Raw genomic sequence first — 25,959 nt, 5'->3', positions numbered from 1 at the left:
GGCCGGCTCCGTATCGCTACGTAGGAGTCGCACACGAATGTTCGCCTGACCTGGTCGATGGTTGGTTCTCCAGGAAGCCCGAGAGCGGGGTTCACTCGATCAGCAGCGCTCAGGGGAGCTCTACATTGGACCAGGTCAAGGAACGCGTCGCCACCGACGCCGCATCGGGCCGCCGCACTTATCGGACACTGCTTGTTCACGCAGAGGCGGGGCTAGAGCCCGGTCATCGCGCAGAACTCGGCGCCCGTCTCGCCCGCGCTTTCGACGCGCACCTGATCGGGCTGGCTGCTGAAACCTTTGATGCCCCGCCGGCGGCCGACCCGATCTCAGCACTGGCGATGGCCGACTGGTACGCGGCCATGCAGGAACGCGTGACGAAGGATCTTAAGGCGGCGGAGACCGCGTTTCGGCGTGACGCCGCCGGGGCGGATATCGAGTGGCGCGCTGTGAAGGATTATCCGGCGCGTGCGCTCGTCCGCGCCGCCCGGGCGGCGGACCTGATCATCGTCGGTCAGAAGGCGCCTGAAAACGGGACGCGGTATCCCGACCCGGCAGAGGTGGTCATGGCCGCGGGCCGCCCGGTCCTTGTGGCCCCACGGGGCCGGAACCACCTGCGCGCCGAGGCGATCGTGGTCGCCTGGAAGGACACCCGCGAGTGCCGGCGGGCCATCGCCGACGCCATGCCGTTCCTGCAGGCCGCTAAAACCGTGTTGGTGCACGGGGTCGCGCCGCGCGGCGAAAAGGGCCCAGTAAAAGCGGAGGTCGAGGATGTGGCGTCCTACCTGCGCCGCCATGGCGTGGCCGCGCGCCAAATGGTGACGGTGGCGGCGAACGGAACGGCCGAGGAGCTTGAGCGCGTGGCGCGTGTCGAGGGGGCCGATCTCATCGTCTGCGGCGCCTACGGACACAATCGTCTGCGCGAGTGGGCGTTCGGTGGCGTCACGGAGCATTTTCTGAGGGGCGGGCGCGAGTTCGTGATGATGAGTCATTGAGAGACCGCCACGAACCAGCCTGGAGGCTAGGATGTATCGCGACCTGATGCTCGCCGCCTTGACCTATCCCGATGCGACGCCGGACCCGGCGATCCGTAACGGGGTGGCTCTTGCGCGGCAGTTGGGCGGCCTCATGACGCTGCTGACGGTGAAGGTGGACATCCCGGCCCTTGGGAACGCCTTCGCCGACGCCGTCTTCGGCTTCGAGAAACTGGCTCAGCATGAGGAGGCGCGCAGCGCCGCCCGCGCCCAGGCTGAGGCGAACGCCGCGCGGCTTGCCGCCGAGCAGTTCGGCGAGCCCATGCGGTGCGTTACGGTGACGGCCTCCATGCAACTCCAGGCCGAGGTTGTCGCCGTGGCCGCGCGCACCCATGACATCGTCCTGTCGCCGGTGGGGCCCTCGGTGATTGCGAGCCGGGAAATGGCCGAGGCCGTGCTGTTCGGGTCTGGGCGTCCGGTCCTGGTCTATCCTGAGGAGATGGCGCCGCGGGAAGGCGATGGCGTCGGCTCGGTTCTGGTCGCCTGGGACGGCGGCGCCTCGGCCGCGCGGGCGGTCAGCGACTCGCTCCCAATCTTGAAGCGGGCGGCCAAGGTCGAGGTCTTTGCGGCCCTCGACGAGAAGCCCGCGGTGAAGCGTGGGGGGGCTGAGGACCTGTTGCGTCGGCTCGAGACGCACGGTGTCCGGGCGACCCTCGAGGAGCGTCCGGCCTCCGGTGAACGAATAGGCGCGCTGCTGGCGGACCGGGTCTCTGAAACGTCGCCCGACTTTCTGGTGATGGGCGCCTTCGGTCACGCGCGCTTTCGCGAATTCATCCTCGGAGGCGCGACCCGCGCCATTCTGGACGCGCCGCCATGCCCGGTCTTGCTGTCGCACTAGCGCCAGCCTTGAGGCGAGGGCCCGGACCGCGGCGGGTGTCCGCCGAGGGTCGCTTGCGCCCGTGGCGGTGGGCCTGGCTGGCGATTGGCCTCGTGCTCGCCTGGCGCCTAGCGGACGTTCTGCTCATGGCCTTCGGCGCCGTGCTCGTCGCAATCCTGCTCGACGCCTTGTCGCGGCCCCTCGTCCAGCGGCTTCACATACCTCGTAAGATCGCCCTGTCGCTGTCGATCTGCTTCCTGGCCGCCGCCGCCGCCGCCGCCCTGTGGCTTTTCGGCAGCCAGGCGACGGTGCAGGCCGCCGCGCTAGGGGATCTCCTTCCCAGGGCATGGGAGGCCTTGAGGCGCGATTTGTCGACGAGCACGGCGGGCGCCTTTCTCCTTCGCGATCTCGAGACTCTGGGTCATGTCGATGGGCTCGTCGTCGGCGCGTTGCCCAAGGTCTTCGGCGCCGTGGCGGAAAGCGGCGTCGGCGCCGTCATCGTCATGTTCGCCGGGCTCTACCTGGCCTTCCACCCGGCGACCTATCTCAGCGGCGCGTTGCGGCTGGTCCCCCCAACCTCCCGACCAAGAGCGGCCGCCGTTGTCCGCCACTGCGGCGAGGCGTTGAACCGCTGGCTGGTCGGCCAGATGATCTCGATGATCGTCGTCGGGGCGTCGGTCGGCCTGGGTCTGTGGGCGGCCGGAACACCGTCCCCCCTGGCGCTTGGCGTGCTGGCGGGCTTGGGGCAGTTCGTGCCGGTCGTCGGACCAATGGCGGCGACTTTGCCCGGGCTTCTGGTCGCGAGCGGGGCTGGTCCGAACACCCTGATCTGGACGGCCATCGTCTACCTCTGCGCATCGCAAGCTGAAGCAAACGTCCTCACACCGCTGGTCCTTCGTCAGATGGTGGAGCTGCCGATGGCCCTTACCCTTTTCGCCGTGCTGGCCATGGGGGTTCTTCTTGGACCACTGGGCGTCTTCTTCGCCACCCCTCTGGCCATCGTCGCGCACGTTCTGGTCCGCCGCCTTTACGTCGAAGACGTGCTGGGCGACCGGCCATCCGCACAAGAAGGAATGTCCTGATGACGTCGGCCTATATCGATCGGACGGCGGCGAGCCTTCACCCTCGGCGGCGGCGGCCTGCATTGCTGATCGGCGTCATGATGATCGCCCTGGCCGCTGCGGCCGCATTCACCCCGCGCCTGGCCTTCATGGCGATGGGCGCACTGGCGGGCTGGCTGCTCTGGCTGTTCGGCGCGCTGATGTTGGGGTTTGCAATCATAACCCTGTCCGGGCGTCTCCGAGTCATCGGGGCGATCGCCTCGACTTGCGCCGTCGGCGCTGGGGCCTGGATGACCTTCAATCCCCACGCCGGCGCGATGACCGCGCTCGGCTTGATGACGGCGGTGCTGGTTATCGACGGCAGCTCCGCCCTGGCGGCCGCGCTTCAGCTGCGCCCCCTGCCGGCCTGGCGTTGGCTGCTCGCCTCCTCGGCGACCACCCTGTGCATGGCCGCTCTCATAGCCTTCGCGCGCCCGAACTCAGCGGTCGGGCTTGGCGAGGTGTTGGCGGTCGCCTTTGCGGCCTCTGGGGCGGCCCTCATCGCGGTGAGCGCGTCGCCGCGCGACAGCTAGGAGGACGTTTCATGCGGCACGCCGTCATCCTTGCCCATCCCGCGCCGGAAAGTCTGAATCGGCTGATCGCTACGACCTACGTCGAGGCCGCACGCGGCCTGGGTCAGGCTGCGGACCTCATTGACCTGTACGCCATCGGTTTCGATCCTTGCCTTAAGGCCGCCGAGATTCCGGGGCCGAACCTTCCGCGTTTCGGCGCCGACGTCGAGCGTGAGAGACACAGGCTCGCCGAAGCGCGCGTATTCGCGTTCGTCTATCCGCTCTGGTTTAACGGTCCGCCTGCGATATTGAAGGGCTATATCGACCGCGTGTTCGGCATGGGCTTCGGCTTTGAGCCTGTGGTCGGGGGCATGGAGCCGCAGCTCAATGGTCGCCGCCTGATCAGCATCACCACATCGGGCGCGCCGGACGATTGGCTGAGCGAGACCTCCGCACTGGAGCCGCTGCAGCTCGGGTTCGACCATCACATCGGCGCCGTCTGCGGGTTGACCGTCTTGGACCACCTGCACTTTGGCGGAATGACTACCGGCGTCCGGCAGGATGTTGTCGATCGTGTTGTCGCAAGCGTCAGACAGGCTGTCGCATCGCACTTCGCCTGCTGAGCCGACCATGCAGCTATTTCAACGGACCGAGACTGGAATCCGCTTCTTCTCGGTGTCCGTCCGCCGGGGAACGACGATGGTCAGCACGCCATCGCGCAGGACGGCCTTCACGGTGTCTGGGTCGAAGCCACCCGGCACGTAAAGAGAGCGTGAGAACGTCCCCGTGGCGCGTTCCTGGAGCCTTACATGAGCGTCATCGATATCTTCGTGACGCCGCACGCCGCAAATGACCAACACCTGATCTTCCGCATCGATGGTGATATCGTCCCGGCTGACGCCGGGAAGGTCGATATGAAGGCGCATCGACCCCGGCGTCTCAACAACATCCATCCGAGGCGTAAAGCTGGGCTCCGCAAAGGCCCCGAAACCTGAGCCGAGCGCGTCGAGCCTCTCCTCAAGGCCTCGCAAGGCGACGCCCTGTTGGGGGTCGAGGGTCGGTTCGGACGTCTCGTCCTGCAATGCCGCGTTCACATGAGCCTCCGGTTTGCGCCATCGAAGCGCTCGTCGCCGGTCTGCGCCTTGCGCGAAGTCAACCTTGGCGGGCGGATTGCGCCAACGCCAGCGTCAGCTTGCGGTCCCAGCCGTAGATGTCCGGTCTGAAGAGCGCCCTGCCGTAGTCGTCGGTTGCGACCGTCGTATGGGTCACGATCAGGGGCAAGGGCCGCACCAGGGGCCAACGCGTCGTCGCGCCCGTATGCAGGGCCTGGCGATAGGGATCCAACGGCATGTTTAGGGTTCCCAAGAGGGCGGTCGCCATGGCCTCGGCCTGCTCCAGGCGAATGCAGCCATGGCTGAAGGCCCGCACAGGTTTAGAAAACAACGCCTTGGCGGGCGTGTCATGCAAATGCACGTCGAAGGGGCTCCGAACTTCCAGCTTTGTGAGGCCTAGCGCGTTTTGCGGTCCAGGCCTTTGGCGCAAACGCCCGTTGACCCAGCCTATGCCCATTGCGGCGAGATGACCGGGCCGCCGCCGCTCGGCGGGCAGGAGCTCGTTGCGCGCAATCGAGTCAGGGACGTTCCAGAAGGGGTTGGCCACCACCGCCTCGATCTGCGCCGCGAACATTGGCGTCGGATGGGCTGGCGCGCCGACGACGACGGGCATCCGCAAATGTTCTTGGCCGCCCACGATCAGGCGGGCCACTTGCAGGCCTGTATCGACCTCGACGCGGTCGGGGGCGCGAAGGCGGGGTGACCAGCGCGCGCGTTCCAAGTTCGCTTCGATCGCGGCGAGGCGCGCCGCAGGGGCGACGTTCAATTCGCGGCGCGTGGCCGGGCCGGGGACGCCATCGACGGTAAGACCGTGGTTGGCCTGGAAGACCCGCAAGGCGTCCGCCAATCCCCGGTCGAACAGTTCCGGCTCTGCGGCGGGCGCACTGTAGCCCTCAGCGCTCAGCCGGGCTCGAAGCCTTGCGACCTGGGGGTCGCGGGCGTCCGGAAGCAGGCGCGCTGGGCCATCCCAGGCGGACCAGTCGCCAGCTTGCGCGAAGCTGGCGTAGCGAGTCTTCAGACCTTGCAGCGCGGCGTAGTCTGGCGCGCGGGGCGACAAGCCAGCGATCCACTCGGCGAGTCGTCCGTCTTGCCGCGCGGCGGCGAGTTCTCGGCCCAGGTCGCGACGGGCCGCTTCCAGGGTCCAGGCGCGGTCGATGGACGACGGGCGTAAGCGCTGACCGGCTTCGCGGCGCGCATACGTCATCAGCGCTTCCAACAGGTCCGGCGCGGTCCGGCCGTCTGCGCCGAGCGTCGCCGCGACGAGGCGACGCTCGGCGATGGACAGGGGGGCGACGCTTCCAGCGGCGAGGCAAAGCCCGGAGCCTGCGGCGCCGACAATGAAAAGCCGCCTGTCCATCTCGCGGCCACGGCGCGGTGCCGGGGTGAGTGAAGCCAGATCGCCTGGATCGTGGGGATGAATGCTCATGAGGGCTCTGGGCAAGGAAGGCTTTCTTGTCTCGACCCTGAACTGTCACCGCGCTCGCTGCGCTGATGCAGATCAAGGCTGAGATCGCCCGCGCAGCGATGGTTTGTCTCGCTCGCCTGAACTCCGGGGCGACCTAGACGATGAGCACTGCGGCCCCAGTGAAGGCGCCGCGGCGTAGGTCATCCAGCGCGTCGTTCGCTTCCCGCAAGGGATAGGGCCGCACATGCGGCCTCACGCCCGCCGCGATGGCCAGGGGAAAGTATTCCGCCGCGTCAGCCCGCGTCAGATTGGCGACGGAGAGCAGCCGGCGTTCGTCCCACAGGAGAGCGTGGGGAAAGCTTGGAATGTCGCTCATGTGGATTCCGCCGCAGACAACGGTCCCGCCTTTCTTCACTGCGGCGAGCGCCGTGGGCGCCAGCGCCCCGTCCGGGGCGAAGATGATCGCGGCGTCGAGAGGCGTCTCTGGCGCAACATCGGAGCCTCCGGCCCACACGCAACCTACCTCCAGCGCGAGCGCCTGTGCGGCGGCGTCGCCCGGCTTGGTGAATGCATGGACCATTTGGCCTTCGCGCACGGCGAGCTGGGCGAGCAGGTGCGCGGCCGCACCGAAACCATATAGCCCCAGGCGCCGGACCTCGCCCTCGCGGCAAGCGAGACGCCAAGTCCGGAAACCGATGAGGCCCGCGCAAAGCAGGGGCGCGGCGAGTTGGTCGGGCAGTCCGGCGGGCAGCGAAACGCAAAAGGCCGCACGGGCGATCATCGTATCAGCGAACCCGCCGTCGCGAGTCCAGCCGGTGAAGGTCGGATTGTCGCAAAGGTTCTCGCGCCCAACCTGGCAGTAGGGGCAAGTCCCGCAAGCGCCCCCTAACCACGGAACGCCGACCCGCTCGCCGACAACCCTGTCCGTAACGCCGTCGCCGAGGGCGTCGATGACGCCCACGACCTGGTGACCGGGAATCACTCCCGGGCGATGTGACGCGAGATCACCGTCGACCAGATGCAAATCTGTCCGGCAGACCCCGCAGCATCTGACGCGCAGACGGACTTCGCCCGGACCCGGAGCTGGGTCTTCGTTCCAGGTGGCGATGAGCGGCTTGCGGGTCTTGAAGAGTCGTAGCGCGATCATCTGCGCCTCGATCGATGCGGGAAGGTTCGCCAGACCATCCAGGCGCCGGTCACGGTGAGGATCTGGGCCGCGGCGGAGATGATCAACAGGCCGGGCATCCCCAAACGAAGAGCCAGGACGGAGCTTGTTCTCGAAGAGTCGGAAATCAGGGCGACCAGGGCGATCAAGCCGCCGGCTCCGGCCAAGGACAGGATCGCGCCAGCCAGCCTGGATCGCCAGTGTTCGCGCGCCTCCGGGCGCCGAGGATTCACGGTTGGTCCCCGCCCAGCGTCGCAAGAGGGGGCGGAAAAATCCAAGTCCAGTGTCCTGATCTTCGAGTCGTCATGGCTTTGGCTCGCGTCTCTGGGGCTCGCGTCTCTGGGCCTTATGCAAGCCTCCCATCGACGACCGTGCGGGGCCTTGATCGGGCTCAACTACGCGCCTCAAGCGCGGCTGCCCGATGCTTGGCCGCTTGTGCGAGATCAAAGCGGACCGCCGTCGAAGCTCCATGGTGTGCATGATCGAGGGCCGCCATGACACCGATATCTCCCAAGCCGCAGCCGATCGAAGCTCCCGCCACGCCGAATGGCCGAGGGTTCAAACCCCTTGCTGGCTTGCGCCGGTGGTGGAGGGGCACGCGCGAAATCGCCGCCTTCTTTCGCGCTGGCTTGGTGGCCCTAGCGGCCTTCTTTGCGGGCAAGTCCTGACGGAAGGTCGTCCGCGCCCCGGCCGCCTTTCTCTTTCGCCTCGTCTGTCACCACGGTCACGCGGCACTGGGATAGGCGCCTGTACAGTCGCCGTAGCCGCAGCAGCGGCCACCAATCGTAGAGAAATATTTCGATCGGCCGCCAGTTGGCGACCCAACCGAAAATCACGAGACCCTCCGCGACAAAAGCGCCGAAGGGGCCTGGGGCGAAATGCATGGCCAAGCGGCCAGCCAGGTTGCTTGCCGCCAGCACAGCCATGCCGACCAACAAGGAGGTTCGCCCCCGACGTAGCAGGTTGCGGTGCTGTCGGGCCGTGACCGCCGCGCGCCCCGCGAAATAGGCTTGTATCGCGGCCTCGACCTGTCGCGGGCCTGGCTCAGTTGCCTGTCCAGGCGCATGAATACGGATCTCCGTCACGCGTCCTGGTCCGAGTTCGCTGGCCCAGTCCACAACGAAGGCCTCCACCTCGGGGTCGAGGTCTCGTTCTCGATAAGGCAGAGGATCCAGAGCGTGGAACAGAAGCCGAAGGTCATCGACCTTCAGTTCGATCCGATCGCGCGCCGCAGGATCGTGCGAACTGAGCAAGGACTGGGGATGGGCCCTGCTCACCGCGCATCCGCGCCCAGGGCCCGCATTCTGGCGAGCCATTTGCCATAGGTCGCTGTCGAAATCGCGCCGACGCCGCCCAGCAAAGTGCGCCTCACCGGCCAGAAGCCGGCCAGCGCCAGAACGCTGCGCTCCAGCGCCTTTACGCCGAAGGCGCCGAACGCCAGGCCATAGAGCGGCGCCGGCATACCCATGGTGACCACGGTCCTGGCGGTCCTTCCTTTCAGCGGGCGCGCCAGCGGATTGTCGGGCGAGAGGGCGAACCCATACCGGAAGACCTGCTCGAAGAAGCCCTTCAGAAGCGCTGGGGCGGCCCCGAGCCACAGCGGGTGGAAGATCGCCAGGTGTTGGGCCCAGCGAATGTCGTCCTGAGCGCGCCGCACTTCCTCCGGCGGATGGGGGCTGGCGAACGCCTCGGCGGTCCGCAGGACAGGCAGGCCAAGATCGGCGACTTTGATGATCCGAACGTCATGCCCAGCCTTGGTTGCGCCGGCGGCATAGGCGGCGACCAGCGCCCTGCCCAGGCGCTCCGGTCTGGGGTCGGGGTGGCCATCGAGGATCAGGATGCGGGTCATCGCGCCTTCACAGGTCGAACCGTGGATGGCGTCAGGCTAGGCTTGTCGGATCAGCGCGCGTTGCGTTGGGTCAAATCCGGGCGCCGGTGCGGCGTGTTTGTCGAACCGGGCATCCCTCACGATCTCTGAAATTGGTCTCATCCAGGCGACACAGGGCGCCGAGATTGTTGGGTCGCGGCCATCCCCGGCGACCTGACGACCGCGCGCGGCGCCCCGCCGAACCTAGCCACAACCACCCGCAGACGACGAAGAATCTGGACGGACCTGGAGACGTATTCGCCTGGGTTGACAGCATCCACGCGAGGCTGGCCCGCCAACCAGCAGGAATTCATTGGAATACATTGAACTTGAAGGCGGCAAGTTAAGATTTGGGAGAACTGTGGTGTTTCCACAGAATAGTTCTAATCTCCTGTCTACAGGAGATTGCGCATGGAAGAGTACGCTCATCGCAAAAACATCGAGCGGTTTGAGCGCGATTTGCAGCGCGAAACCGACCCAGGCCGACACGCGATCCTAAGCGAGATTCTCGCAGCGGAACGCCTACGTCTGGAAGTTCTCCTGCGCCAGGACCCCGACCGTCGAGAGGGCGGACGCCCGGATCCTGGGGGCGCTGGATCAGGTTCGACGCCCCCAAGCTCAACCGGTGACGGTTAGGCCGTCTTCCACGGCCTCGACGCCAGGGGCCGCCCAGGCCGCGCGTTCGGCCAGATCACGCTCATACCAAGCGCGCACCTTGCCGGACAATTTCACCTTGGAGCCATCGACGGAAACCGAGATCGCGTGGGCCTGGATGTCGGCATGCCGATCCAGGGCGGACTCGATGCGGTGCTTGATGTCCCGGGCTTCAATCCGCGACTTCATGGTGATGGTGTTGATCACCCCGCGAATGCCTGCGAGCCGGCCGGCGATGTTCTCGGCCGTGTGGCGTTGGAACGCCCATTCGACCTCTCCAGATAAGGTGACCCAGCCTCCCTCAACATTCACCTTAATCACGCCCTTGGGCAGCGTGACATCCCACTCCAGGACGTTGGCGACGCGGTTGGCGATCGCGTCGTCGCTTTCAGGATCAGGATAGCTACGGACAGCCAAGTCTTCGACGTAGCCGCGCACGCCTTTGACGCGTTTCACCGCCGCCTCCACCGCCTTCTTCTGAGCGAAGGTCGGGACATGCCCGTTAAGGTGCACAATCCCATGCTCCACGCTGACGCCAATGTCGGCGGTGTCGATATCTGGCTGATACTCCAGCTCATCTTCCACGAGCGTCTTGAGAACCTTGTCGTCCATCAGGGTGACTCCTTGGCGGCCGGTGATTGGCCAGCCCCCAGAAGGCTCAAGATGCAGGAAGCAGCATTGCGCCAGATCAAGGGATATCTCGATCCTCAGACCGCGCGGATTCCGAGGGATGCCCGCGGACCTCGGGCTTAAGGCTTGCGGTCGCTGGCCGCTGCGGCCTTGACGCAGGTCAAGGCGTGGGCCCCACGAACGGCGCACAGCGCCCATTTTGGGGACCTGATCATGGGCAATGGCTCTTGGAGCGAGATGGCTGCATTGCCGTCCACGCTTGCGCTCGCGTGGACGCATGCTTGGGGAAATATGGCGTTGGAAACCTGCCGGGTCGCCGGCGAGGCCACCCAGGCTTGGCTGGCCGAACCGTGGCCCTTGGCTCAGACCGGGTCCGCAAGACCAGCTGTGGCCGCCGCTTGGGCTTTCCCGTGGGCGGCGCCTGAAGTCTTTCGCTGGATGGAGGGGGCGCACCTGCGCGCGTGTGGTTTGTCCGAGCCTCTTCTCAACGACGCCTAGCGGCGAGCGGCGCCTTACCGCGACTTTGGCGATCCGCGGCGGTACGGCCCCCGGCGTGTCAACGCCCCTGAGGCGGCCGGCCTGCCGCCGTCGGTTCGGAGGGGATGGGCCCGTCGGCGGCCTAGAGTCGCAGATCATCTGCGCCTTCGAATTCTCTCTTTGACCATCTTGCGCTGTATCAAGGCAACTCGCCCGCTATCCCCCAAATTCGCGTCTTTGATGAGGACGAGACATGCGAATGAAAGCGGCGATGTTCGGCGCGCTATCCCTTGTACTGGCTGGGGCGGGAGGGCTCGGTTCGACCGCTGCTGCTGCGGATATTCCGTCGGCGACAGCAAACTTCTCCGGGACTTCCCTTGCGATCGGGATCGGATATGGCTGGGGCAAAGGCGCTCTCAGGTTCAAAGGGCGTATCCATCCCTTTCGAGCCAAGGGGCTTTCAGTCATCGGCATCGGCGCCGCAAAGTCGCGCGGCGTGGCGGAGATTTACCACCTGCAGTCATTGTCTGACTTCCCGGGCCTCTACGTCGCTGCGGGCGCCGGGGGCTCAGCAGCGGAGTTCGGTGGGGGAACGGCGGTGCTGCGAAATAGCAAAGGCGTCGTGATCCGCTTGCACACTGTGGACCGCGGCCTGCAGCTCAACGTTGCGGCCAGCGGCGTCCTGGTGGAGCTGCCGGAGGATTAAGCTGTCGGCCGGGTCGAACTATGGCCTACGGGGGGTCGGGAAGGGTGCCGTGAAACCTCCCGCCGCTAAGCTGACGCTGTCCGGTGACGGCCTCGGCCTCGGCATGGCCGAAGAGGTACCCCTGTCCGAGATCGCAGCCAAGCTCGGACAACTGGCGGGCTTGTTCGATGGTCTCAACGCCCTCCGCCGTAGTCGCTAGGCCCAGGCTCTGTCCAAGGCCGATGATGGCGCCGACGATTTTTCGGCCTTCGTCGCTCTCATTCATCGACTGGATGAATGAACTATCGATCTTAAGCCTCTCGAACGGCAATTCACGGAGATGGTTCAAGCTGGAATAGCCGGTGCCAAAGTCGTCCAGCGCGATATTGACGCCCTCCGCCTTCAGTTGCAGCAGCGTCGCCCTGGCCACAGGCGGGTCGTCCACCAAGGCGTTCTCGGTGATCTCGATTTCAAGCCGACTGCTCGGCAAGCCTGTCTCTCGCAGGATGTCGATGATCTGGCGGGCCAGCAGTTGGTCGCGCAGAAGCAGCGGCGAAATGTTCACGGCCAAGATCATTTCTGCGGGCCAGCTAAGCGCGTCGAGACAGGCTCGGCGAAGCAGATCAAAAGTGAGACGTCCAATCAGCCCGGCGTTCTCTGCGACGGGAATGAACGCCATCGGCGGGACCTCGCCGAGGTTGGGTTGGGTCCAACGGGCTAGAGCCTCAAAGCCCGTCACCTCTCCGGTCGATAGCCTGACCAGAGGCTGATAATGGGGTCGAATGTCCTCGTCGTTAATGGCCTGACGCAGGTGGAGTTCAAGGCTGGCGCGAGCGCGCATCTGGCCGTCCACCTCTTCATGAAAGAAGCGGTATTGGCCACCGCCTTCGCGTTTGGCGCGATAGAGAGCATGGTCGGCCCGCTGCATGAGCAGCTCCGAGTCAAACGCGGCCAAATTCGTCACGCTGATGCCGACGCTGGCGCTGACCTGGCAGACGACGCCGCTGATTTCAAACGGCGCTTCCAGCGCCTTCAGTATGCGGTTCGCCGAACCAGCCACGCTCTGCTCAGTTTGCACCCTGGGCGACAGGACGGCAAACTCGTCGCCGCCCACGCGCGCGACGATCTCATCGTCTCGCACGACTGCGCCGATGCGTCCGGCGACCATCTTCAGGAGTTCGTCGCCGAGGAAATGGCCGTACAAGTCATTGACGGGCTTGAAACGGTCCAGGTCGATCATCAAAAGCGCCGTAACAGCGCCCTCCGCCCTATGCGCCTCTGCAGCATCGGCGAGCGCCGCGACGAGCCGCCGGCGATTGGGGAGGCCGGTAAGGGGATCGTGCATCGCGAGCAACAGCGCCCGCGCCTCCGCGTTCTTGCGAGCGTGCAGTTCGCTACGGAGGTCGAGCGTCCGACGGGCGGCAAAGACGAAGCCGGCGAATGCCAGCGCTAGAATAGTGGTGAGAATTTCATCCAGCTCCCAGCTCTCATGCCGGGCGCTCAGTCGAGCGAGACGGTCTCCGACGTCGAATGTGATCGACATCGTCAGCACTGAGCCAGTCGCCGCAGCTATCCATGCCAAATCGCGGAGGCTTCGGCCCATGCCGGAGGGCATGTGTGCGCTCTCTTCGCTCCGGGCCACAGCGGGATACCTCGACATTCTTGGCGCCGCACCTTGATGCGCTGTCGTACAGCAACGCTGTTATGCATCAAGCCCGGGAAAATCTTGCAAGCTTTCCGGGCGACATTGCGCGGGCGGCGGCTTCGACATTGGAGAACTGGCGGGTGCGGTGTCCCGCATCGTGATGTCCGCCAGTATTCGGCTGGCCGGCGGGGCCTCGTATGTCGAAGGCGCAACAGCACCGCGTTTCATCCCGAGACAACGCAGAAGGAAGTGGCGTCGGATTCGCCACGGCCGCTTTCGGAGGGCGGAGCGGGTTTTGCTGGCCAAGGATTCGAGCACCTCACCCTCGTGATCCACGGCCCGCCATGGGTAGTGCGTCTCGCCATTGATCTTCACGTAGACCTCGCCGAGGCGCCACCGCCACAGTGTGCGCCGCCGCAGCGACGACGAGCGTTTCCGTTTGATCTCGGAGGCAAACACCGGCCCAAGCCGATTCCATCAGATCCGCACCGTCTCGGGGTAGACATCGATGCCGGATTCAAGGCGCAGGTCCTCAACGTTCCGCACAGAGAGCGTGTACTTCACATACATCATCACCACGAGGCGGATGACCTCGGGCGAGGAGTGAATAGCGGAAAGGGTTCTTCGGATGAGCCATCCGCCTGCGCTAGCGGGTGAGATTACCTGCCGGCTAATTTGTTCTGACAAAGCTCTGGGAGGGCTCAACTTGAGCTCCTCCCGCGTAACTTGCCAGCGCCCGGACGCTGGCGACCGGCCGCCTAATTTGCGCCGACAAAGACCGGGCCCGGCAAAGGGGCGGCGGATCGCGCCGCCGCCCCAAGTTTGCGCCCTATCGCCGACGCATCGGCGACGCGCGGCGCGGGGGCGCCGCAGGCCCAACCGGCCCGGGCGCAGCGCGCACCTCAAGCGGGGAGCGGGTGGAACGGACATCTCCTCGACCGCCGCCGGCTTGCGGCGCCATGCCCGGGGCGACTTGGAAGCGGACGGACATCGCGTTCTGAGCGCAGTCCACGCCGAAGAATACGGCCCCGTCGCCCAGGAAGATGGTCGTGCCCACCGTGTACCAGAGACCGGGGCTCATCGCATTGGCCGGGAAGAAGTTGGTGTTTCCGCTCGGTGCGTTTTGCCCTGCCGTCCAGGTGACGATAGCCGTGCCGCCGGTTCCGCCTACCTGTGGTCCTGCAGTTCCGGGAGCCGCTCCGTTACCCGCTGGGAACAGGCCGAACGCGATGTTGATCGTGTTGATCGAGGGATCCACCGCATGCAGATAGTTGATGTAGGCCTGCATCTGCGCGTTCAGCGAGGAGGGTGGCTGCCAGCGCAGGGTGTAGCTGCCACCGACAGTTGTCCCCGAGTAGGACAGGCTGCTCTGCAGGATCTGCTCGTTCCACGGCGGGCAGCAGGGATCGGGCGGAGTCACCATGATCGCGTGCAGGTTCTGATTGATCTGGCCCTCACCGTAGGTGACGCTTGTGTCGATCGGGCCGAGCGGGCAGTTCTGAGTATAGGTGACCGTTCCCTCGTCGAAGTTTAGGTTGTTGTCCATTGTCACGACAAAGGAATAGGTCTGCCCTCCCGTGACGGTCGCCGTAGCCTGTGATGCGGCCCAGTTGGCGCTCGCGTAGTTGGCCACCGGCGTCGTGGCGACCTGAGTTCCGTTGAAGCCATCGCCGTTCAGGATCGCGATGCTGCCGTTGCCGGACAGCGCCATCTGCCCCTGAAGCCGAGAGGAGAAGAACCCGCGGAAGGTCACTGTTCCGTTGCAGGGCGCGGTGAAAGCCTGGCGGATCTTGTTGCCGCCCTGGTTGATGTCCAGATAGTGCCGCGTGGCGTTTAGGCCGGTGGCGTCGATTTGGGGACCGCCGCCCGCGTATACCGTGCCCCCGGGGCCGTCTACCCGGACAACGTTGGCTCCGGCCCCAGTGTCCAGCACCCAGGGCGTGATGACCGGCGCAGGGACGGCGTTGGGGATGTAGAAGTTGTTGCCGAACGCCGGCTGCGTGACGGCTTCGAACCCGCCATTGACGAGCACTTGTTGCGTCTGGGCCTGAGCGAGGGCTGGAAGAAGGAAAACTGCTCCCGCCAGGGCGAGCGCCTTCGAGACGGCCGAGCATGTGGCCGCGAGCATAGAGGGAGACATCAAAGTTATCCTCTTCGGTTCAGATTAAGAGAAAGGAACTTGAACTCAACGCCACTCACGGATCCCCTGAGAGAACAGCCGGTCATGGCCCCTGCATATCGGGAATTTCCTGATTGCCGACGCCCCGCCCGTTCAACAAAAAGGACCGTAGGGAAGGAACTACGTCCCAAGCAACCTAAATTGCTAAGCTTCATCACCCAACGGACGCTTGCCGGCATTTCGTCGGATCCTGTCAGCTCCTCATTTCCCTGGTTCCGGCGTGGCCGACGGTAAGGCGCTGCCCGCTTAGGCCATGGAGGCCTTGAAATGCCCCTTGAAGCTTGAGTCGCGCTCTTGGATCGCGATGCTCAGTGTCATTTTCTGAGGACGCTGTCAGAGAAATTTTTGCGGTGCTGTCAATTTGACGCGACTATCTCCGCTCCAAGGTCGCGCCGTCAGGGGACGCGGGGCGGAACACCGCCGGGATATCCCGGGAAGACCTCACCGAGCGAGCGGACCTCGGGCAGGATATAGACGATCCCGCTGGTCCCCGTGAATGCGGGCCGAACGACGGTGTCGAAGAACACCGCTGGGACGTTGATGCAGCCGTAGGATATGCGGTTGTCGAGCGCGGAGGCCGTGGCCAACCGTTCCAGTCGGCGTTCCTTCCGGTTGCCGGTGACCACCGCGTGGAGCGATACGGCCGCACCGTAGTCCACCCAGACCAGCTCCTTCTCCGCAAGATCCAGCCCCAGTGATGAGAAGAAGCGACCCGCCGGGGTCGTCCTCTCCGCAGGTCGGATGTCAGACAGCTTGCGGTCGCCGACCCCAGGCGCCGAATCGTCGCCCAGCGCCGACCCGAGCAAGGCGGGCGAGGCCCCGCGAAGGCGCCCGTCAGGATGGAATACGTAGGCCGTGGCCGCCCCCTTGTCGACGATCACGAAGGGGAGCTGCTGGTTGTCGCCCGACGCAATGACCCAACTGACCACCTGCCGCATGGCGGCGGAGCCCGCCGGCGGGGCTCCCGGCTGCGCCGCCACTGGAGCGACCGCGCCAAACAAGAGGGCGAGGGCGGTCAATGCCGCTCCCGTCCAATGGCCCAAGGCGGCCCTCACCCCTTTAAGCCGCCGGCTCAGTTGCGGCCCTGCTTGGGCGCATAGACCGGCGCTACGTAGGGTGCTGGGGCCGGGATAGCGGCCGGAGCTGCCGTCGGGCTCGGCTGGAGTTCGGGCGCCAACTCGGCCACCTGCCGATCCGGCATTCGAACGCCGGCCTCAACGACCGCAAGGCTCAGCCCAGTCGGGGCCATCGCCCGCAGCGGAAAGCCCTGGGCCTGCGCCTGCGCCCGCGCGAACTCGGCGTCGCGGGCTGCGGGAAGCGCCACCGGGGTCAGCGGGGGCGGTGGGGTGGGCGTGGGTGTGGGAATAGGCGCGGGGGTTGGGATCGGTGTGGGCACTGGCGTCGGTGTGGGCACTGGCGTCGGTGTGGGCGCTGGTGTCGGTATGGGCACTGGCGTCGGTGTCGGCGGAGGCGGAGGCGGAGGCGGCGGCGGCGGCGGAGGCGGCGGCGGCGGAGGCGGCGGCGGAGGTGGAGGCGGAGGCGGAGGCGGCGGCGGGGCTGCCGTAATTGTGCCGGTGGTGCTGAAGGTCGTCGCGCAGCAGGATACGGGCAGGGAGTAAAGGGCGGCGTTCGCTCCGGCCAAGGTGTAGCCGGCGTAGGTGATCCCGATGTTCGTCCCGGCCGCGGGTGAAGCAAAGTTGGCGGTCGCGCCCGGGCCGGCGACGAGGATTACGCCGTTCGGCCGACCGGCGGATCCGCTCTTGAAGGCGTTGAGCAATACGGCCGTGGAGCCGTCGCTGACCTTAGTCGCCGTCGCGTAGACCAACATGCGCTGGGTCAGGGTTGATGTGACCAGAGTGAACTTGGTCGAAAAGTCCGTCGGCGCCGCATAGGAGACTGGGTTGTAGTTGATGAACACCGGCGCGTTCGGCCCGGTGACTGCCACGAGCGGCGCGGCGAGCCCGAAGGAGAGCGTTCCGCCGCCGACGCCTGGCTGCAGCGCGCCGTTTCCGGCGGTCAACACCAGGCCGCGGGTCAGGCCCAGGCCTTGCGCGCTGAACGGACTGGCGCCTCGCGTTAGGACGAGGGCGCCGGACAGCGTCAGATCTTCATCGGCGCAGAACGTTATGTTCCCGTCGGTGGTCGTGATCGCGGCGGTGGCCGCCATGGTGATGTCGCGGCCGGCTGCCAGCAGGATGCTACCGTTGGTCGTCGAGATGGCGCCGCCAAGGGTGATGTCGCGGCCGCAGCAGACTTTGAAGTTGCCGTTGGTGGCGGTGATGTCGGCGCCCAGCCGCTGGATCACGTCCCGGGCGGCGTTCAAGGTCAGCGTCGTCGTGTTGGGGGCGGCCGTCCAGGCGATCGGCTCATTGATGAAGATGTCGCCGTTGCCGGGCGACGAGGTGAAGAGGTCTCTCACCGGCGGTGCGCCCGCCACGGTGACGTCATTGCCTGGCAAGGTGGAGATCACCACGCTGGTGGTCACCAGCAGGGTAGAGAGCTGAGCGCCGGAAATGTTCTTTCCCGCTTCGATGGTGAAGTCCTGGGGATCGATCAGCCAAGTGCCAGCCCCGCCATCCGCCAGGGTGTTGACCTTCGCGTCATCAGCGATGTTGACCGTCGCCGCGGAAGTCTCGATGAACCCGCCCTCGCCGCCGCTAGGCGCGCTGGCGTCCAGGGCGCCGCCGACGTTCACCACGCCGTTGGACATGTCGCCCATCAGCATGATCACGCCGCTGCGGTTCTCGACGTTGCGCGCCTCGATCACTCCGGTGTTGTTGACCGCGGTGCGGATCAGGGCGCTGGCTGAACGCGCGCCCATCATCACCCGGCCGCCATCGGCGCGGATCAGGCCGCCGTTCTCAGCCAGGGCGTTCATCGCGCCCTCATCAATGGTGACGTTCAGCAGACCGTCCCCGGCGACATCCAGCGTCATGGCGGCGCCAGCGGCCAGAGTCACCGCCCCGAGCCGGGCGGAGATCACGCCCTGGTTGCTCACATGAGCGCCGAGCAAGGCCACCGAGCCGGCGTCGGCGGAGATCCGGCCTTCGTTGACCACCGAACCGGGCCCGGCCGCGGTGAACCGATAGTCCCGCGCCATGAAATCGGCGTCGGTGATCGACAGCGTCGAGGCGACGAGGCCGCCGACGTTCACCTGTGAGCCGCCCCCGAATAGCACGCCGTTGGGATTGGTCAGAAAGACCTGTCCATTGGCGGACAGTCGCCCAAGGATGACCGAGGGATCGGCGCCGAGGACGCGGTTCAGGGACACTGACTGGGCGTTGGGCTGGACGAACTGCACAGACTCGGCCTGACCGATGCTGAAACCCTGCCAGTTGATGACGGCATTCTGGCTGGTCTGGGTGATGGTCAACGCGCCGGCAGCACCGGTGATCGTCGACGCCCCGGCCGCCGCTGCGCCTCCTGTCGGGAGGGCGTAGGCGGCGCCTGCCAGCGCCAATACCAACGTTCCGGCGAGGCATGAGGAGCCGATTAGCCATCCGCGCCGCGTGCGCCGGCCGCTCATGACGGGAGCGTCGGCCGCCGTGATAGATCTGTTCATGGTCGTGTTCCTGTAACTGAAGGCGAGCCTGCGGTGCGTGCTGACGCCGCCATCAGAAGAATTTCGAGACCTGGACCCAGAGTCGGCCAGAGCGATCCGGCGCCGACTGCGCCGGCTGGTCGCCAAGCTTGAAAGCGTAGGAAATCTTGGCCACCAAGTTGCGCCGGTCAGACCAGGTAAGGCCCACGCCGACGGCTGACAGGTTTCGGTGATTACGACCCGCCATCCAGGGGGTCTTGTTGAGGGTTATCGAGCCGTAGTCAGCGAATGCGACGGCCTGAAGTTGATGCAGACCCTCGGAAATCGCGGCGAGGCTTAATCTCGCCTCCGCCGTGGCGATGTATCCCTCGTCCCCGTAGGCCTCCCCTTCCGGGTAAGCGCGCACCCCGAAGGGGCCGCCCAACTCCATTTTCTCAGAGGAATCAAGGTTCTTCGACGCGAGTTGCCCACGCACCTGGGCGTTCAGCGATAGCGTGTCGGTGAGCTGTTGCAGGCGGGCGGCTTGAAATGACAGCTTGCCATAGGCGCCGCTGGTCCGGGCTGTGACGGCGTCGATCGCCCGCGCCGTCGGCGTCTTGATGTCAAGGTCGCCCTGGGACCAGCTGAGGGAATAGCTGCTCCACCCGCCGCCGCCCAGGCGATCGTGGAGATCGCCGGCCAGACCGAGACTGGCGACCCGCGCAGTGCGCTTGGTCGCCGTCCCGGTCGTGTCGACCTCGTCCTTGAAGGCCTTCGCATCGAAGCCGGCGAGGGCGTAGAGATTGGCGTCGCGAGACCGGACCACGGGATAGCTGCCGTAGAGGCTAGCGATCCGGGCCGTGCCATGCGCCCCCAGAGGCTTGAATTCCTTGCCCAGTTCATAGTCGAGGTGGGTGTAGGCCGCCCCCACGGTCAGGCTCCCCACCTGGGCCTGGTAGGCGCCCCGTAGATAAGTCAGGCCCGACCCGGCGCTCAGAGCCCGCAGGCTCGCCACGTCGCCCTGACCAATCAACTCGTTGAAATTGATCGTACCGCCCGCGCGGTAGGCGCCGGTGTAGCGGTTCCCGCCGTTGTCGGCTTCCAGGCTGCCGCTGATGCGCCGGCCGGGTTGGAGATCGACCAGCAGGTCCGACGCGCCCACCGCCTCGCCGGGGGCCAGGGTCGACTGCACCTTCACGCCAGGCAGGTCCGACAGCAGCAGCAGCCGTCGCTCCAGCGGGACCGTGGCGACTGGATCGCCACTGTCCAGGCCTGCCAGGATGCTTCGCGCCAGTCGGTCGGACACCCGGGACTCGTTCCTCAGCGCGACCTTGCCGTAGCGCCCCTCGATGACCGCGATCGTCACCGCGCCGCCGGCGACATCCTGGGCTGGCACATAGGCCTGGGCCACAAAGTATCCCCGGCGCGCATAGAATTCGGTAATCCGCGCCGCCATGGCGCGAAGGCCTGCCAGGTCGGTATCGGCGCCTGGGTGGAATTGCGCCGCTTCGACCAACTCGCTCTCGGTGAACAGGGTCGCGCCGGTGATGCGCAGCTCTCCCACCGCGAACCGCGCGCCGGCTGGACCCTGCGCGGCCGGCGCCTGACCGCGCTCGATGCGAAGGTCCGGGATGGCCCTAGGCTGCGTTGGCGCCGGTGGAATCTGCTGCAGTTGTCCCCGAACGTTCGCCGGCGCGGGCTGCGCTTGCGCACCGGCGGCCGCCGCCCACAGGGCGGCGGTCAAAAAAGAGTATTTGTTCATGGAGAAACTCCCGTCGGGAGCCTGTAAACGTCAAGAAGACGCTCAACCTCATGACGTTTATATTAAATGCATCCTAAATATTTATGTTCCGTATCGCCAAATATATTTGGCGATAGACGAAAATATAATAGCGGGATGGATGTTAAAGCAGGTGTCATGTTTTAATCGGCGGGAATTATCATAAAATTTGTTTGTAGGTGGGCGTGATGGGTAATTGAAGCGGCGAGCCCAGCTATGCGCGCCGAAGCCGCTGAAGGCTCAAGGACCGACCGGACTGCACTAGGGCGCCGGCAGTCTCACGCTAACCTATCTCCAGGCTGGCCGACTGCAGTCTCCCTCGGGGGAAGGCCATGCGTCGTTCAAGCGCCACTTGCTTTCCGCCGGCGCCGATCCGCTCCGACGTGCCGCTGGTGTCTGGATGAGATGGTGGTGAAGAGCGGCGTCGTCGAATGCACCTGTGGCGGGCCGTCGACGACGGAGGCGAGGTGCCGGATGTGCTGGTCCAGAAGCGCCGGAACAAGGCGGCCGGTCGCGTCGCAGGCGCGGTCAGCGAGCGTGATGTCGCACGCCTGGAGGATCGCAAAGCGGTCGGCAACCCGGGATCAAACGGCTTGAAGCCGGCGCGAGCCTGTGAAAACTGCAGCGCATGGTCATAACGGGCGCCTACAATTCCTTTCTGGTGGCGCTGTCGATCCTCATTGCGATCTTCGCGTCGTTTACCGCGCTCGATATAGCCGGCCGGATCCGAGTCTCCGCGGGGCGGACTCGCTGGATCTGGACGTGCGCCGCCTCTGTCGCCTTGGGCGGAGGCATTTGGTCGATGCACTTCGTGGCCATGCTCGCCTTCAGCCTCCCATCCGTTCGGATGGGCTACAACCTTTGGCTGACGCTCCTGTCGCTGGTTCTCGCCATCATCTTCACCGGCGGCGGCTTCACGATCATGGGGTGGCGGCGCCCCTTCCGGACACGGACCGTGGCGGCGGGCCTTCTGATGGGCTGCGGTGTGCTGGCCATGCACTACCTCGGTATGTCCGCCATGCAGTTGGGCGCAACCGTCAGCTACGATCGGATCTGGGTCGCAGCCTCCGTTCTGATTGCGATCGGTGCGGCCACAACGGCGGTCTGGCTGGCGTCGCGAGATCAACAGATGGCCCAGAAGGTTGTCGCGGCGATCCTCATGGGCGGGGCGATCTCCGGCATGCACTACGCTGGCATGCGGGCGGCAATTTTCGAACACGTCGCGCCAAACGATGCGCCGGGCGGGTTGGCGACGGTCGGCCAGACCTATCTGGCCATCGCCATTAGCGCCATCACAGCGCTGATCCTGCTGCTGGCGCTCGCCAGCGCACGTCTCGAGCGTCTTTTCCATGACCTCGCCAGGCGCGAAGCCCGGATCGAAATGCGCCTGAGGGTGGCTGATATCCTGCGAAACGGCAGTTCCCTCGAATCCCTGCACGAAATCGCCGCCCTCATGGGTGAGCATTTCAAGGTGACCCGCACAGGCTATGGCCAACTCGACCCGGTAGAAGACATCTTCACTTATGACGTCTGCTGGACTGAGGGTCAGACGCCCCCTTTGCTCGGCCGCTTCCCGGCGGCGGCGTTTGGGGTGAAGATCGTCGCGGCGCTGAAGGCCGGCGACACTGTCGCGGTCGAGGATCTCCTTGCAGCCGACCTAAGCGATGAGGCGCGCACCCGCGAAACCGCGCGAGAAGTTGACACCCGCTCAATCCTGGTCGTGCCCTTTGTGCGCAATGGCCGGCTTCAGACCATCGTCTACCTGAACGACAGATCGCCCCGCCAGTGGCACGCCGATGACATCAGCTTCATGGAGGAACTCGCCGAACGCACGCGCCTGGTGATCGAGCGAGAGACCGTGGAAGCCGCGCTTCGCGAATTGAATGCGACCCTAGAGGCGCGTGTCGAGGTGCGCACCGCCGAACTGCGGCTGGCGCAGGAGGCGCTCCTGCAAAGCCAGAAGATGGAGGCCATCGGGCAGCTGGTGTCGGGTTTAGCGCATGATTTCAACAATGTGCTCGGGGCGGTTGTAGGTTCTTTCGACCTGATTGAACGACGCGCCGAAGATCCCGAGCGTGTCCGGCGCCTCGCCGGCGCCGGTCTTCAGGCCGCCGAGCGCGGATCCAAGCTGACGTCCCAATTGCTCGCCTTTTCACGCTCCCAGAGCATCGAGCTGCGGCCCCTTCTCGTCTGCGATGTCATTGATGACATCCGCGACATGCTGGCCCGCACCCTTGGGCCGATGATTGTCCTAGATCTCGACCTCAATCCTACGCCCGCCGCAGTTCTTGCCGACCCGACGCAGGTGGAGATGATGATCCTGAACCTGGCCATCAACGCGCGCGACGCCATGCCGAGCGGCGGTTCTCTGACAATCTCCACGAGGGTGCGACATGTGGCTGGAGACGGGGAGCTAGCCGATGGCGACTATGTGATCGTTAGCGTGCGTGACACGGGCGTGGGGATGGACGAGGTGACGCTGCGCCGCGCAATGGAGCCCTTTTTCACCACCAAGCCCGTGGGCAAGGGAACAGGCCTTGGCCTCGCGCAAATCTACGGCAGCGCCCGCCAGTCCGGCGGCGCCGTGCGAATAGAAAGCGCGCCCGGTGCGGGTACGACCGTTCACGTTTTCCTTCCCTGCACGCACCTGAGTCCGGCGCGAGCCGACGGTGACCGCGCCGACATCAATGACGCGCCGATGGCGCCGCTCAAGGTGTTGATCGTGGATGACGACCAAGACCACAGGAGCATGCTCCTCAAAGGGGTTGAAGCCCTAGGACATATCGCCTCCGAGGCGCAGGACGGCCCTTCGGCCCTCTCGGCGCTGGAGATCGCAACACCCGACGTTTTGCTGTTGGACTACGCCATGCCCGGCATGAACGGCGCGGAGATGGCGCGCGAAGTGCGCCGCCGCTGGGCGTCGCTGCCGATCATCTTCACGAGCGGGCTGGCCGATACAGACGCGATCCATGCGCTGGAGGGTGAAAGCGTCAGCTTTTTGCGTAAGCCCTTCCGATTGAACGCACTCCAGCGGACCATAAGACAGGCGCTCGAACCGCGCGAGGGCCGGGATTAGCTTAATCCAGAATCTCCCGTGGTGTTATTGACGGGCTACCCAGGCGAGGCCTCCGACCTTGCGATCGTGCATCGCTTGGTGATTTTTCGCGTTTGCACAGCCTACATGCTTTTGAAGCAGATCGAACGGTGCTGTCCGTCTAACGCTAACTGTCTCCGCTCCACTGTCCCTGGCCTCCTACGCATCCGCTTTGAGGGAGCTCGGCCTTCAGGACCGCCACCGTCCCGGCCGCTTGCGGGAGAAAAATCGGGCGGAGAAGCGCTCTAGCGAATGGGCCTCCCCTGAGCGCAAATTCAGACGTGATCGTGTGCATGTGTGATCATGTGCGCTGAACGGTATTCCTGACACCTAGCGCCCCAACCCGGCGGCCAGCTTCAGGATGTCGTTAGGTGACCGCACGCCGGCGCCCTATATGAAAGGGCGACACCAGAGTCCGACATGACTAGCCCCGCCGCTCCAACCCGCCGCCAAGCCTATGCCGCCGCCTCTCCGGTGACCGAGGCGATGATCCAAACTCTGGTTCATGCCTTCTACGAGAAGGTTCGCCGCGACCCAATGCTGGGACCGATCTTCAACCGGGCGATCATGGAAAACGCCTGGCCGGCCCACCTCGCCAAGCTTTGCGACTTTTGGTCCTCGGTCACCTTGATGACCGGGCGGTTCAAAGGCACGCCGATGCAGGCGCACCTGAGGGTTGGGGGTATTGGGCCGGCGCACTTCGCCCGCTGGCTTGAGCTCTTTCAAAAAACCGCTGAGGAAACCTGTCCGCCAGAGGCTACGGCGATCTTCGTTGAGAAGTCCCAGATGATCGGCCGCAGCCTTCAGATGGGCCTTCAGCTCCCAGAGGGCGGATTCCAGGCGGCCATCGCGAGTCCTCCCTGATCGGAGAGATTGGAAGTCGTCACGCTCGCGACGGTGATCGTCACTTTCGAGGCGCTAAATCTGCGGCTGTCGGGCCCGTGCCGGCGTCGTCATCCTAATGGAGGCGGACATGCTCCCTGCTGACGTCACGCCTTACGCCCGAACCGCCGAGTTCACGGAAACGACGGTCCCCGCGGGCCTGCTGCGCTCGCACACCACCAAGGCGGGCGCTTGGGGCCTGATCCATGTGCTCAAGGGTCGCCTGGCCTACCGGATTACCGACCCTCGGCGCGCGCCGCTGGAAACCATTCTCTCGCCAGAGGGCGCGCCGGGGTTGGTCGAACCGACCATACTGCACGAGGTGCAGCCCCTGGGGCCGGTGCGTTTTTACGTCGAGTTCCTGCGCGCGCCGCCATCGCCTTAGCGGTGTCGCCGTTGTAGCGCGCGCGATTTCTGACCAACGCCTGCGGCCGACGCCTGGTCTTGCCGGGGCCGCTTCCGGCGTCTTCCCGCCCCGTTGGATTGATGCCGCCGTCTGATCCAAGGCTAAGCTCAGTAGTTGATCACGACTCGTCGGCGAAACGGCCAGCTTCCCTGAGTGACCTCGCAGCAGAGCCGGCGCCGCCTCTGGTCCGCGCCTCGACAGAAGGTTGAACGCCTCCCATCGGGCTTCTTCACTGGAAGCCTGGATTGCCCGTGCCAGACGCCGCTCTTGGCGATCATGACGGCCTTCAGGTTCCCCCGGCGGCCTCACTCCGGGAGACCTTGAGGATGCGCAGGGCCCGCTCGTTGCCGTCGCGATCGGGCCAGTTAATGCTCTGGCCGGGCGACAGGCCGATTAATCCCGCCCCCACTGGTGTGAGAATGGAGATCCGATTAGCTGAGATATCAGCTTCGCTCGGATAGACGAGCGTGACGGTCCGTGCCCGTTCGTGCGCGCCATCGATAAACTCCACGACGGAATGCATACCGACCGTGGTGTCCGCAACCAAGTGGTCCGCCCGAACCTCAGCGCGATCGATTTCGTCAAGCAGCAGGTTGGCGGCCAAAGAGGCGCTGGCCTCCATCTGGCTCGCGAGATTCGATAGCCGCTCGGCATCGGTCTCCCGCAGGACGATGGCAGGACGAAACTCTGATTTAGCCTGATGGGCCATGGCGATACTCCAAACCGTGGAATTGGAATGCGCCGCCTTGGAATGGCGACGCATAATTTTATGGAAGGGGAGAGCCCCCGGACCAGCGCGGTGCGCGGAAAGTCCGGGGCTACTGGACTGCGAGGAGGCTGCCGCCGTAATGGCAGAAGCGCCGGAATGTCGATCGCAGCGTCATGAGTCCATTGGCCTCCCAACCCGGAAGAAAGTCAAACGGAGGCGAAACCGCGCGCACGTGGAAAGGCGAGTGTGCGGGCAGGCGCCGCCGATCCTGTTGGCGAGGGCGGCAGCG

At 65.5% G+C, this 25,959-nt stretch carries 22 protein-coding genes and 1 pseudogene; 10 read left to right on the top strand and 13 right to left on the bottom strand.

Features of this window, described 5'->3' with window-relative positions; genetic code table 11:
• Positions 1-125 precede the first annotated feature (125 nt).
• The 5 genes from BN1313_RS13050 to BN1313_RS13030 are packed head-to-tail and all read left to right on the top strand — an operon-like array spanning position 126 to position 4,083.
• On the top strand, positions 126-992 hold the full coding sequence (locus BN1313_RS13050; protein ID WP_218054370.1) for a universal stress protein: 867 nt from the start codon (positions 126-128) through the stop codon (positions 990-992).
• 31 nt (positions 993-1,023) lie between these two features.
• Positions 1,024-1,869: a universal stress protein gene (locus tag BN1313_RS13045; protein WP_091741464.1), complete on the top strand. Its 846-nt coding sequence runs from the start codon at positions 1,024-1,026 to the stop codon at positions 1,867-1,869.
• 35 nt (positions 1,870-1,904) lie between these two features.
• Complete coding sequence (locus BN1313_RS13040) at positions 1,905-2,930, top strand: AI-2E family transporter (protein ID WP_245620198.1); 1,026 nt, start codon at positions 1,905-1,907, stop codon at positions 2,928-2,930.
• Complete coding sequence (locus tag BN1313_RS13035; protein ID WP_091741458.1) at positions 2,930-3,481, top strand: hypothetical protein; 552 nt, start codon at positions 2,930-2,932, stop codon at positions 3,479-3,481. Before BN1313_RS13040 ends, BN1313_RS13035 begins: the two co-directional genes overlap by 1 nt.
• A gap of 11 nt (positions 3,482-3,492) precedes the next feature.
• The gene (locus tag BN1313_RS13030) at positions 3,493-4,083 is read left to right on the top strand and encodes an NAD(P)H-dependent oxidoreductase (protein ID WP_091741455.1); all 591 of its coding nucleotides are present in this window, start codon (positions 3,493-3,495) and stop codon (positions 4,081-4,083) included.
• Between the two features lie 18 nt (positions 4,084-4,101).
• Here BN1313_RS13030 and BN1313_RS13025 read toward each other — a convergent pair whose 3' ends face one another.
• From BN1313_RS13025 to BN1313_RS12995, 6 genes are all read right to left on the bottom strand, one after another.
• Complete coding sequence (locus BN1313_RS13025; protein ID WP_091741452.1) at positions 4,102-4,554, bottom strand: Hsp20/alpha crystallin family protein; 453 nt, start codon at positions 4,552-4,554, stop codon at positions 4,102-4,104.
• Positions 4,555-4,612: 58 nt separating this feature from the next.
• Positions 4,613-5,998, bottom strand: coding sequence for a L,D-transpeptidase family protein (locus BN1313_RS13020; RefSeq protein WP_091741449.1), 1,386 nt, complete (start codon positions 5,996-5,998; stop codon positions 4,613-4,615).
• A gap of 133 nt (positions 5,999-6,131) precedes the next feature.
• Positions 6,132-7,124 (bottom strand): zinc-binding alcohol dehydrogenase family protein, encoded by a 993-nt coding sequence (locus BN1313_RS13015; protein WP_091741446.1) that lies wholly within the window; start codon positions 7,122-7,124, stop codon positions 6,132-6,134.
• A gap of 656 nt (positions 7,125-7,780) precedes the next feature.
• The gene (locus BN1313_RS13005) at positions 7,781-8,419 is read right to left on the bottom strand and encodes a hypothetical protein (RefSeq protein ID WP_141653143.1); all 639 of its coding nucleotides are present in this window, start codon (positions 8,417-8,419) and stop codon (positions 7,781-7,783) included.
• Positions 8,416-8,991 carry an NAD(P)H-dependent oxidoreductase gene (locus BN1313_RS13000; protein WP_091741437.1) on the bottom strand — a complete coding sequence of 192 codons (576 nt, stop codon included), beginning with the start codon at positions 8,989-8,991 and terminating at the stop codon, positions 8,416-8,418. Before BN1313_RS13000 ends, BN1313_RS13005 begins: the two co-directional genes overlap by 4 nt.
• A gap of 636 nt (positions 8,992-9,627) precedes the next feature.
• Positions 9,628-10,275, bottom strand: a complete 648-nt coding sequence (locus BN1313_RS12995; protein ID WP_091741434.1) for a BON domain-containing protein — start codon at positions 10,273-10,275, stop codon at positions 9,628-9,630.
• Between the two features lie 754 nt (positions 10,276-11,029).
• On the opposite strand from BN1313_RS12995, the gene BN1313_RS12985 reads away from it, so the two are divergent.
• Positions 11,030-11,476 (top strand): hypothetical protein, encoded by a 447-nt coding sequence (locus BN1313_RS12985; RefSeq protein ID WP_091741429.1) that lies wholly within the window; start codon positions 11,030-11,032, stop codon positions 11,474-11,476.
• Positions 11,477-11,501: 25 nt separating this feature from the next.
• Here BN1313_RS12985 and BN1313_RS12980 read toward each other — a convergent pair whose 3' ends face one another.
• From BN1313_RS12980 to BN1313_RS12950, 6 genes are all read right to left on the bottom strand, one after another.
• Positions 11,502-13,070 (bottom strand): putative bifunctional diguanylate cyclase/phosphodiesterase, encoded by a 1,569-nt coding sequence (locus BN1313_RS12980; RefSeq protein WP_176696012.1) that lies wholly within the window; start codon positions 13,068-13,070, stop codon positions 11,502-11,504.
• Positions 13,071-13,157: 87 nt separating this feature from the next.
• Positions 13,158-13,559, bottom strand: coding sequence for a DDE-type integrase/transposase/recombinase (locus tag BN1313_RS17135; RefSeq protein WP_091741424.1), 402 nt, complete (start codon positions 13,557-13,559; stop codon positions 13,158-13,160).
• Positions 13,560-13,929: 370 nt separating this feature from the next.
• Positions 13,930-15,240 carry a hypothetical protein gene (locus BN1313_RS12965; protein WP_176696011.1) on the bottom strand — a complete coding sequence of 437 codons (1,311 nt, stop codon included), beginning with the start codon at positions 15,238-15,240 and terminating at the stop codon, positions 13,930-13,932.
• Between the two features lie 434 nt (positions 15,241-15,674).
• Complete coding sequence (locus tag BN1313_RS12960) at positions 15,675-16,298, bottom strand: L,D-transpeptidase (protein WP_245620197.1); 624 nt, start codon at positions 16,296-16,298, stop codon at positions 15,675-15,677.
• A gap of 53 nt (positions 16,299-16,351) precedes the next feature.
• Positions 16,352-18,841 (bottom strand): two-partner secretion domain-containing protein, encoded by a 2,490-nt coding sequence (locus BN1313_RS12955; protein WP_091741413.1) that lies wholly within the window; start codon positions 18,839-18,841, stop codon positions 16,352-16,354.
• 52 nt (positions 18,842-18,893) lie between these two features.
• On the bottom strand, positions 18,894-20,561 hold the full coding sequence (locus BN1313_RS12950; RefSeq protein WP_091741410.1) for a ShlB/FhaC/HecB family hemolysin secretion/activation protein: 1,668 nt from the start codon (positions 20,559-20,561) through the stop codon (positions 18,894-18,896).
• A 378-nt stretch (positions 20,562-20,939) separates the two neighbouring features.
• Here BN1313_RS12950 and BN1313_RS17130 point away from each other — a divergent pair.
• The 4 genes and pseudogenes from BN1313_RS17130 to BN1313_RS12930 all read left to right on the top strand — a co-directional run.
• A pseudogene (locus BN1313_RS17130) lies at positions 20,940-21,088 on the top strand (DDE-type integrase/transposase/recombinase); the annotation flags it as partial.
• Between the two features lie 119 nt (positions 21,089-21,207).
• Positions 21,208-23,655 (top strand): MHYT domain-containing protein, encoded by a 2,448-nt coding sequence (locus BN1313_RS12940; RefSeq protein ID WP_091741386.1) that lies wholly within the window; start codon positions 21,208-21,210, stop codon positions 23,653-23,655.
• A 438-nt stretch (positions 23,656-24,093) separates the two neighbouring features.
• Positions 24,094-24,537: a group III truncated hemoglobin gene (locus BN1313_RS12935; protein ID WP_091741383.1), complete on the top strand. Its 444-nt coding sequence runs from the start codon at positions 24,094-24,096 to the stop codon at positions 24,535-24,537.
• A 109-nt stretch (positions 24,538-24,646) separates the two neighbouring features.
• Entirely contained in the window at positions 24,647-24,940 is a 294-nt protein-coding gene (locus BN1313_RS12930) for a TehB family protein (protein WP_091742714.1), read from the top strand.
• 307 nt (positions 24,941-25,247) lie between these two features.
• On the opposite strand, the gene rnk is transcribed toward BN1313_RS12930, so the two are convergent.
• A complete protein-coding gene (gene rnk / locus BN1313_RS12925) occupies positions 25,248-25,670 on the bottom strand; it encodes a nucleoside diphosphate kinase regulator (protein WP_091741380.1) in 423 nt (140 codons plus the stop codon).
• Positions 25,671-25,959: the final 289 nt, after the last annotated feature.

Origin of the sequence: Phenylobacterium immobile (ATCC 35973), assembly GCF_001375595.1 — a bacterium.
Classification (GTDB): domain Bacteria; phylum Pseudomonadota; class Alphaproteobacteria; order Caulobacterales; family Caulobacteraceae; genus Phenylobacterium; species Phenylobacterium immobile.
The sequence above is the reverse complement of the archived record's forward strand: the minus strand, read 5'-3'. Positions and strand labels throughout refer to the sequence as shown.

What these genes read in the sequence shown, in the direction of transcription:
- BN1313_RS13045 (WP_091741464.1), top strand. Translation starts at nt 1,024, where the DNA reads ATGTATCGCGACCTGATGCTCGCCGCCTTGACCTATCCCGATGCGACG.
- BN1313_RS13035 (WP_091741458.1), top strand. Translation starts at nt 2,930, where the DNA reads ATGACGTCGGCCTATATCGATCGGACGGCGGCGAGCCTTCACCCTCGG.
- BN1313_RS13030 (WP_091741455.1), top strand. Translation starts at nt 3,493, where the DNA reads ATGCGGCACGCCGTCATCCTTGCCCATCCCGCGCCGGAAAGTCTGAAT.
- BN1313_RS13020 (WP_091741449.1), bottom strand. Translation starts at nt 5,998, where the DNA reads ATGAGCATTCATCCCCACGATCCAGGCGATCTGGCTTCACTCACCCCG.
- BN1313_RS13015 (WP_091741446.1), bottom strand. Translation starts at nt 7,124, where the DNA reads ATGATCGCGCTACGACTCTTCAAGACCCGCAAGCCGCTCATCGCCACC.
- BN1313_RS13000 (WP_091741437.1), bottom strand. Translation starts at nt 8,991, where the DNA reads ATGACCCGCATCCTGATCCTCGATGGCCACCCCGACCCCAGACCGGAG.
- BN1313_RS12995 (WP_091741434.1), bottom strand. Translation starts at nt 10,275, where the DNA reads ATGGACGACAAGGTTCTCAAGACGCTCGTGGAAGATGAGCTGGAGTAT.
- BN1313_RS12985 (WP_091741429.1), top strand. Translation starts at nt 11,030, where the DNA reads ATGAAAGCGGCGATGTTCGGCGCGCTATCCCTTGTACTGGCTGGGGCG.
- BN1313_RS12980 (WP_176696012.1), bottom strand. Translation starts at nt 13,070, where the DNA reads ATGCCCTCCGGCATGGGCCGAAGCCTCCGCGATTTGGCATGGATAGCT.
- BN1313_RS12965 (WP_176696011.1), bottom strand. Translation starts at nt 15,240, where the DNA reads ATGTCTCCCTCTATGCTCGCGGCCACATGCTCGGCCGTCTCGAAGGCG.
- BN1313_RS12955 (WP_091741413.1), bottom strand. Translation starts at nt 18,841, where the DNA reads ATGAACAGATCTATCACGGCGGCCGACGCTCCCGTCATGAGCGGCCGG.
- BN1313_RS12950 (WP_091741410.1), bottom strand. Translation starts at nt 20,561, where the DNA reads ATGAACAAATACTCTTTTTTGACCGCCGCCCTGTGGGCGGCGGCCGCC.
- BN1313_RS12940 (WP_091741386.1), top strand. Translation starts at nt 21,208, where the DNA reads ATGGTCATAACGGGCGCCTACAATTCCTTTCTGGTGGCGCTGTCGATC.
- BN1313_RS12935 (WP_091741383.1), top strand. Translation starts at nt 24,094, where the DNA reads ATGACTAGCCCCGCCGCTCCAACCCGCCGCCAAGCCTATGCCGCCGCC.
- BN1313_RS12930 (WP_091742714.1), top strand. Translation starts at nt 24,647, where the DNA reads ATGCTCCCTGCTGACGTCACGCCTTACGCCCGAACCGCCGAGTTCACG.
- rnk (WP_091741380.1), bottom strand. Translation starts at nt 25,670, where the DNA reads ATGGCCCATCAGGCTAAATCAGAGTTTCGTCCTGCCATCGTCCTGCGG.